Here is an 8,219-nt window from a genome sequence, read left to right as displayed (position 1 = left end):
CGGCCGTCAGGGCGACCCCGGCGAAACCCGGTTCTATATCTCCCTCGAGGACGATCTGATGCGCCTGTTCGGCGGCGACCGGATCACCGGCATCATGGAGAGAATGGATCTGGATGAGGACACGCCCATCGAGAGCAAAATGCTTTCCAAGGCCATTGAAAATGCCCAGACCACCGTGGAATCCCGGAACTTCCAGTCCAGAAAGTCCGTGCTGGAATACGACGACGTGATGAACAAGCAGCGGGAAATCATTTACGGCCAGCGCAAGCAGGTTTTGGACGGCAAGGACCTCAAGGAGATTCTCCTTGGCATGACCCGCTCCGCCATCACCGATCAGGTGGCGCAGGCCTTTGGCGAGCAGACCGCTTTGGACGAGGCGGGCTTCCGGGAGATGCTGACGGGGCTGGAGGGGCTGTATTTCCCCAAGGACACCTTCCACTTCACCGAGGAGGAGCTGACGGAAAAGACCGAGCAGGCCCTTTCCGAGCTGTTTTACGACGAAGCGGAAAAGACCTACGAGGCCCGGGAGCAGGAGTTCACCCCCAGTATTGCCAGAGAGCTGGAGCGGGTGATTATGCTGCGCGTGGTGGACGAATACTGGATGGACCACATCGACGCCATGGACGATTTGAAGCAGGGCATCCGCCTGCGGGCCTACGCCAATACTGACCCCGTCATCGCCTATAAGCAGGAATCCCTCACCATGTTTGAGGAGATGATTTCCGCCATCCAGAACGAGACGGTGCGCCGGATGTTCTCCGTGCGCATCAAGACCAACGAAGAGGTCAAGCGGGAGCGGGTGGCCAAGGGTATGACCGAAAACGTGGGCGGCGACAGCACCGCGCCCAAAAAGCAGCCCCGCAAGGTCACAAAAATCGGACGCAACGATCCCTGCCCCTGCGGCAGCGGGAAAAAGTTTAAAAACTGCGACTGCGCGGAGTATCACTCCTGACAAATTGCAGCGCGACTCAGGCCGTCCCCTGTTCTCCTGCCGGGAGGGCGGGGGCGGCTTTTCTTGAAAGGAGCGTTTTATGAAAGACGACGCAAAAGGCACTGCGCTGCATCTGCTGGCGGATATCCGGCATATTTTGGTGGCAATCTCCCTGATGCTTGGGGGCATTGGCTCCATTCTGTTCTCCATGGCCATTGTTCATGACTCTTTCCTTGGGCTGGGCGTGGTGCTGCTGCTTTGCGGCCTTATAAAAGTACTGAGTATTTGTCTAAACGGCAAGTTGGACGCCGAAGCGCCCCGAAACGCCGATCAGCCGGAACGCGCCGTCTCCGGCGCGCTTTCAAACAAACCCAACACCCAAAAGGAGGACTGACATGCCCTTGACAACGCATGAGGAAAACGGCCTTGTTTATTTTACCTCCCCCCTGCTGGACGGATGCGGCGGCATCGCTCACGGCTTTTCCACCCGAAAAGGCGGCGTAAGCAAGCCCCCATGTGACACTCTCAACCTCGGTCCCAGCCGGGAAAGTGACCGTCCGGCTGTGGAGGAAAATTACCGCCGCTTCTGCGGCGCGGTGGGTGCGGATATGCGCAATGTGGTGCTGGCCCGGCAGGTTCATGAAACCACCATCCTTCCCGTCACGGAGGAACGGGCGGGAATGGGCCTGTGGCGGGAGCGGGACTTCACCGCCGACGCGCTGGTGACCAATGTAAAAAACATTCCCCTTCTCGTATTTTCCGCCGACTGCGGGATTATCCTGCTCCACGACCCGGAGGCGGGCTGCGTAGGCGCGGTCCACGCCGGATGGCGGGGCTGTGCGCTGGGCATCCTTGAAAAGACGGTCCGAGAGCTGACCCGACTGTACGGCGCAAACCCGGAGCGGATGGTGGCCGCTATCGGGCCGTGCATCGGCCAGTGCTGCTTCGAAACCGACGACGACGTGCCCCAGGCCATGACCGGGGTTTTGGGCGAGGACGCCGCGCTTTATCTTGAACGGCGGGGCCTTAAATGGCATGTGGATTTGGCAGGACTAAACCGCCAATGGCTGCTGAAAGCGGGCCTTTCCCCGGAACATATTGATGTGAGCGGTCTTTGCACCCACTGCCGCCCGGACCTGTTCTGGTCCTATCGCCGGGTCGGCGGGCAGCGAGGTGCACAAGCAGCCCTGATTTCACTGATATAAGCCGCAGGCGGAAACGGAGGGATCTATGAAGCGCTTCAAAAAAATATTCATCCCCCTGCTCTGTGCGACACTGCTGCTGGGCGGCTGTACTCCCTCGCCCAGCCCGGACGAAGAGGAGCTTCCCCCGGGTCAGGTCGGTGAGAGCGCGGACCCGTCCGGCTCGGAAGCGGCTCCCACCGTTTTGCCCAAGGAGCTGGCCTTGCCGTGGTATCCGGAGCTGAGTCTGGACCCCATTACCTGTGCCGACGGGGTTCAGCAGACGGCTGCTGCGCTTTTGTGCGAGGGGCTCTTTGAGCTGGACGAGACGCTTGCTCCTCAGCCCCTTCTCTGCACCTCCTATACGCAGGACCCCTCCGGAGCCGCGTATACCTTCCTTCTGCGCCCCGGCGTGCTGTTTTCCGACGGCACGCCCCTCACCGCCAATGATGTAGCCGACACGCTGCGCCGGGCGCAGTCTTCCGGGCGGTATGGCGCGCGGCTGCGGGATGTTTCCTCCATCACGGCGGGGGATGGGTCTGTAAGCATCCAGTTATCCTCCCCCAACACCGCGTTTCCTGCCCTGCTGGATATCCCCATCGTCAAATCTGGCACGGCGGACACCGTGCCCGTGGGGACAGGGCCCTACGGCTTTGTCTCCGGTGAACCGGACGCAGCGCTTGTCGCCAACCCTCACTGGCAGGGCGGTAAACAACCGGTAGAGCGCATTGTTCTGCGGGCGGCGGACGACCCGGACGTGATGCTTTTCCAGTTTACTTCACACGAAACGCAGCTTTTGACCTCGGACCTAACCGGCTCCAATCCCATCAGTGTCACCGGCAGCATCCAGTTTTACGAGGCGGCTTCCACCGTCTTTCAATACGTGGGAATCAACGTCCGCTCCTCTGTTTTGTCCAACGCGGCGGTGCGTCAGGCGCTGAATCTGGGACTTGACCGGGAACGGGCCGTCAGCGCGTTTCTATCCGGACATGCAAAAGCCGCTCAGTTTTCCGTTTCCCCGGTCTCGGCTGACTATCCCGCGGAACTTGAGAAGACCTATTCCTACACCGCGTTCCAGCGGGCCATGACCTCCGCGGACCTTAGCCGCGGCGAGCACCTGTCCCTTGACATGATTGTCAACGAGGAGAGCAGCTTCAAGGTGGCTGCCGCGCGGCACATTGCCTCTCAGCTCTCCGCCTTTGATTTGAAAATCAGCGTCCGGGTCCTGCCTTGGGAGGAATATTCCGCAGCGCTGGCGGCGGGCAATTTTGACCTTTACTACGGCGAAGTAAAACTGACGGCGGACTGGGACCTCCGCCCGCTGCTCTCCACCGGGGGGGCATTGAACTACGGCGGGTTTTCCGACCCCGAGCTGGATGCGCTTCTGGCCGCCTGCCGCAGCTCCGCCAATCCTTCCGCCGCGCTGGAGCGGGTCTTCCTCCGCCTTCAGGAGCAGGCCCCCATCCTGCCCGTCTGCTTTAAAACGCTTTCTGTGTTGCTTCAAAGCGGCGTGGTGGATCATCTCACCCCCACCGCCGCCAATCCCTTTTACAATCTGGCGGAGTGCATGGTAAATCTGCGGGAGGACTGAGCAGGCCCTGTTCGGGTCGCGGCGGCGCGCGGCTTTTCAGCCGTAATCCAGACCGCCGTCATCGTTTTGCCCCTTAAATTTCTTTTGTCGGGCAAAGGCTCTCATGCCTTCTCATGCCTTATTTTACGGTGAAAACGTAAAAATGGGAGGACAAAAGCCAAAAGGCTTTTGTCCTCCCTGTTCCTAAAAATGCAGTCCGCATCGCTCCGAGGGCATTCTTCCGGGTAGCTGCGCTCGCTCCGGGGAGAACCCCCGCTTCTCAGTATCGCCGCACCACGGCGGTCACCTTGCCCAAAATCTGGGCGCGGGTCCCGTCAATGGGGGCGTATTCCGGGTTCTCCGGCAAAAGCCAGATCCGCCCGTTCCTCCGCGAAAACCGCTTTACCGTGGCCTCGTCGTCAATCATGGCCACCACAATCTCCCCGTTGACCGCCGTCTCTCTGCGGCGCACAATCACCAAATCCCCGTCCAGAATCCCCGCATCAATCATGGACTCTCCCCGGACATGGAGGGCAAAATGCTCGTCCTCTGGCCCCTCCGGGTCAAACGTCAGATACTCCTCCACGCACTCCTGTGCCAGAATGGGACTTCCCGCCGCCACATTTCCAACAATGGGCACCTGCTTGGGCGGCGGCGCCTCCGGATTCCGGGAAGCCCCACGCTGGAACGGGCCTGTCAGGGCAATGGCCCGACCCTTGCCCGCGCCTTTTTCAATGTAACCGGCCTCCTCCAGGTGCTTCAGGTGAAAATGGACCGTAGAGGGGGACCGCAGGCCCACCGCCTCCCCAATCTCCCGCACCGAAGGCGGATAACCCTGTTCCCGGATGGAGGACGCCAGATAGTCATAAATCCTCTGCTGCATTTTGGAAAGTTTCTCCATGGAAGCACCTCCGCTTTCATTGTGCTGTGGGGACGGCACAGCCCGCCCCGCTCCCGGCATGCCGCCGGGGTCAGTCTGCCTTTGTTTTTTAAGTAGTATAACACATCTGTTGTCAGAATGCAAACAGATGTTCCACACAATTTTGACTTTTTGTCTTTTCCCACAGAAACAGCCTCCTTTTTTAAAAAATCCCTTGCCAATGCGCAGAAGCTGTGGTAAAATTCAAGTCTGTGAATATATGTTCCGCAGTCCTTTTGCGGAAATGATTTTTTGGAGGAATCTTGAAATGCAGCTTTTTATAACGATTATGCAGCTTTTGTGCGGCCTTTGCCTGATCCTTGTGGTACTGTTCCAGTCCGGCAAGAGCGCGGGCCTGTCCGGCTCCATCGGCGGTGTGGCCGACTCCTTCCTGGCGAAGAACAAGGCGAAAACCGCCGACGCGAAGCTGGCCCGGGCGACCAAGTGGATTGGCGGGGTGTTTATCGTTCTGACCCTCGCTTTGAATGTTATCTGATTTCTCTTGAAAAAGCGTCTGCCGTGAGTATCTCACGGCAGACGCTTTTTTTCCAAACGCCGCTTCCATGATATGTTACCGCGCACTGGTATAAAACTTCCCCTCTTGGGGGACCACTCCGTACAGTGCAAGCAGCTCTTTCACGGTGACGAACTCATAGCCCTGTTCCTCCAGCGCGTCGATAATTTTAAATGCCGCGTCCACGGAGGTGGAGTAGGTATCATGCAGCAGGATGATGTCTCCCGGCTGGACATGGTTCAGCACATGGGCGGTGACCTTATCCGCATTCCGCAGCTTCCAGTCCTCCGGGTCCACACTCCAGTGAACCAGAGGCGTGGAAACGCTGCCCCGCCCGCCCTTATCCAAAAGCCCATAGGGCGGGCGAATCCAATAGTCCCTGTCTCCGCAGACGGTGCGGAGCAGTTCGTCGGTGCTGTCAATTTCCCCGCCCAGCACAGCGGCGGGCACGTCCTTTAGCTCCTTGTGGTCCCAGGAGTGATTTCCAATCTGGTGCCCTTCGTCCCGCATACGGCGCACCAGCTTCTCATTTCCCGAAATTTTGGAACCAACCAAAAAAAAGGTGGCGCTGGCGCCCCGCTCCCGCAGGCCGTCAAGCAGCCGTCCCGTGGTGTTGGCTCTTGGACCGTCGTCAAAGGTCAGCGCCACGAATTTTGTCTCGGAGAGCTCCGCCCACGCCGTCGCCGGAACAGCCGCATCCTCCCGGCAGATAAGCAGAAGCGCCGCCGCCATGATCGCCAAAAACGCCGCTCTTGGCCTGTTCATGCTCTCCCTCCTTTCACATTTGCCAAAAGACAGTCTGTGTAATTTTTAAAGAATTACCCGGTCATACCGGCATCGCCGGCGGGCATTTGCCGCCGGTATCCGGTTTTTTCTCAGATGAATTGCCGTTTCCTACAGGTTCTGCGCAGAATTTTCCCGGTTTTCTGTTTTTTTCATTATTGTTTTTTTGCCGTTTCCCTTGACCTCACTCCAATAATGCAGTAAAATATTTAATCGTATACGTATGAACATTTCAGAAGGCTTCATGCCTCTGTTTCCTTGATTCTTTACGAAAGGCCGATCGACATGATTCATCCCTACAAGACGCGCCAAGGCGGCGCAACCGTCACCGTCTTTGTCCCGTATGACTGCCACAACCACTGCCCCTTCTGCATCAACAAGGAGGAGTACGCCGATCTGACGGGCTTTTCCGTGGAAAAAATCTGCCAAAGCATCGGGCAGATGCATGCCATCACCCCGGAATGCGACTTCGTGTTCACCGGCGGCGAGCCTTTGGCGGATTTGGACGCATTGCAGGTGATGCTGGACTGCATCCCCTCCACCCATAAGATTTATATCAACACCACCCTGCCGATATCCGAGTTTCAGTCCGAGAGCGACATCGTGGAATTTACCCGCCGCAACCGAGAGAAAATTACCTGCCTCAACGTCTCTCGCCACATGCAGAAATACGTGGTGGAGTCCAACGACGCGCTGCTGGGCCGTCTGGCGGTTCCATTCCGCATTAACTGCGTGCTGTACAAGGACTATCCCAAGGCGGATTTGGTGCCTTATCTGGAGCGGTTCCGCAAAATTCCCGGCGCCAACATTCAATTTCGCTTTGACTATACCGCCACCACGCCGGAAAACCTTTACGACGAGGGCGGCGACATGATTCTCCACGACCTGAAAGAAATCTCCCGCTATACGGGACTGGACGGCTGCCGGATGCGCTGCGGCTTCCACTTCGATTACAAGGGTATGGAGCTGACCTACCACAAAACCCTGCCCTATTCCACCATTGTGGAGCGTGACGAGCGGGACGGCGTGACCTATTCCATCCTCTACGACATTCTCATCAAGCAAACCGGCGAGCTTCACTCCGACTGGGACGGCACAAAGCTGGACTTGGACGCATACAGCAAGGTAAAATTCGAGCCTTATGACCTGCGCTGGCGGGAGAAAATTGCATCCTGAGCCTTCATTGCGGGAGCCGGAAGGCTCCCGCATTTTTTATGATTGATAAGGAGGAGAACGCCATGAAAGAGATCAAAACCGTGGGCATTGTGGGCTTGGGCGCGCTGGGCGTGATTTTTGCTCATCAGCTCACCCGAGGCGCGGGCTATGAAAACGTGAAAATTCTGGCGGACGCAAAGCGCACCGCCAAATATCGGGACGAGGGCGTCACCCTCAACGGCGAACGCTGTGTCTTTCAATACGCTGACGCGGCACAGGAGCGCGAGCCGCTGGACTTTTTGCTGTTCGCGGTGAAATTCAGCGGACTGGAGGACGCCATTGACCGCTGCCGCCATCTGGTGGGCCCGGACACCGTGATCATTTCCGCCCTTAACGGCGTTTTCAGCGAACAGATTTTGTCCGATACCTTTGGCGCAGAAAAGGTGGTGTGGTGCGTGGCCCAGAAAATGCCCACCCGGAAAGAGGGCAACCACGTCATCTGCTCCAACTTCGGAGAACTGGCGCTAGGGATTCCCGCCGGGCAGGATGATAGCCGCCTGCGGGCGCTCACCGCATTTTTTGACCGGGTGGGCTTCCCCTACGTCCTTCCGGAGGACATCCGCATCCATCTGTGGAGCAAGTTGGTATGCAACACGGGCTGCAATCAGGCCGCGATGGTATATGAATGCAGCTATGGCGGTTTGCAGGCTCCCGGCCCCGCCCGGGACACCATGCTGGGCGCCATGCGGGAGGTGGTTCTGGTGGCCAACGCAGAGGGAATCTCTTTGTCTGAGCGGGACGTGGAGGAATGGGACTCCATCATCTGCGCTCTTCCTGCCGACGGGGAACCATCCATGCGGCAGGACGGAAAGGCCCATCGCAAGAGCGAGGTGGAGCTGTTCTCCGGCACTATCCGCCGCCTTGCCGCGAAGCACGGCTTGTCGGTCCCGGTGAACGACTGGCTCTACCAGCGGGTTCTGGAGATGGAGAGCGCCTATTGAGCCGGTCTTATGAATGCGTGTGCGTCTGCAATACAGCAGCTTCAGCCTCATTCCCACGCGAGCACTTTTTCTCACAGGGTACGCGCCCTGCGGGCGGTCAAATAAAAACGGAAAAATTAACGGCCCCGGGGAACTGAGTTCCCCGGGGCCGTTCTTTACTCTGTT

The 8,219-nt window shown here is 58.3% G+C and carries 9 protein-coding genes; 7 read left to right on the top strand and 2 right to left on the bottom strand.

The window, feature by feature from the left end:
• The 4 genes from B2W96_RS08880 to B2W96_RS08865 all read left to right on the top strand — a co-directional run.
• A partial coding sequence (locus tag B2W96_RS08880; RefSeq protein WP_293009934.1) for an SEC-C metal-binding domain-containing protein occupies positions 1 to 952 on the top strand: 952 nt, incomplete at its 5' end.
• Positions 953 to 1,031: 79 nt separating this feature from the next.
• Positions 1,032 to 1,325: a hypothetical protein gene (locus tag B2W96_RS08875; protein ID WP_293009933.1), complete on the top strand. Its 294-nt coding sequence runs from the start codon at positions 1,032 to 1,034 to the stop codon at positions 1,323 to 1,325.
• A 1-nt stretch (position 1,326) separates the two neighbouring features.
• The gene (gene pgeF / locus B2W96_RS08870) at positions 1,327 to 2,136 is read left to right on the top strand and encodes a peptidoglycan editing factor PgeF (RefSeq protein ID WP_293009932.1); all 810 of its coding nucleotides are present in this window, start codon (positions 1,327 to 1,329) and stop codon (positions 2,134 to 2,136) included.
• A 25-nt stretch (positions 2,137 to 2,161) separates the two neighbouring features.
• Complete coding sequence (locus B2W96_RS08865; RefSeq protein WP_293009931.1) at positions 2,162 to 3,703, top strand: ABC transporter substrate-binding protein; 1,542 nt, start codon at positions 2,162 to 2,164, stop codon at positions 3,701 to 3,703.
• Between the two features lie 259 nt (positions 3,704 to 3,962).
• Here the strand turns inward: B2W96_RS08865 and lexA are convergent, their stop codons facing one another.
• A complete protein-coding gene (lexA, locus tag B2W96_RS08860) occupies positions 3,963 to 4,583 on the bottom strand; it encodes a transcriptional repressor LexA (protein ID WP_293009930.1) in 621 nt (206 codons plus the stop codon).
• Positions 4,584 to 4,869: 286 nt separating this feature from the next.
• On the opposite strand from lexA, the gene secG reads away from it, so the two are divergent.
• Positions 4,870 to 5,097 carry a preprotein translocase subunit SecG gene (secG, locus tag B2W96_RS08855; protein ID WP_293009929.1) on the top strand — a complete coding sequence of 76 codons (228 nt, stop codon included), beginning with the start codon at positions 4,870 to 4,872 and terminating at the stop codon, positions 5,095 to 5,097.
• A 75-nt stretch (positions 5,098 to 5,172) separates the two neighbouring features.
• Here secG and B2W96_RS08850 read toward each other — a convergent pair whose 3' ends face one another.
• Positions 5,173 to 5,880, bottom strand: a complete 708-nt coding sequence (locus B2W96_RS08850; RefSeq protein WP_293009928.1) for a polysaccharide deacetylase family protein — start codon at positions 5,878 to 5,880, stop codon at positions 5,173 to 5,175.
• Positions 5,881 to 6,183: 303 nt separating this feature from the next.
• On the opposite strand from B2W96_RS08850, the gene B2W96_RS08845 reads away from it, so the two are divergent.
• Entirely contained in the window at positions 6,184 to 7,074 is an 891-nt protein-coding gene (locus B2W96_RS08845) for a 4Fe-4S cluster-binding domain-containing protein (RefSeq protein WP_293009927.1), read from the top strand.
• Positions 7,075 to 7,136: 62 nt separating this feature from the next.
• A complete protein-coding gene (locus B2W96_RS08840) occupies positions 7,137 to 8,054 on the top strand; it encodes a ketopantoate reductase family protein (protein WP_293009926.1) in 918 nt (305 codons plus the stop codon).
• Positions 8,055 to 8,219: the final 165 nt, after the last annotated feature.

Source organism: Oscillibacter sp. UBA6647, assembly GCA_002455655.1.
Lineage (GTDB): Bacteria > Bacillota > Clostridia > Oscillospirales > Oscillospiraceae > Oscillibacter.
This window is presented reverse-complemented; position numbering and strand designations above follow the sequence as displayed.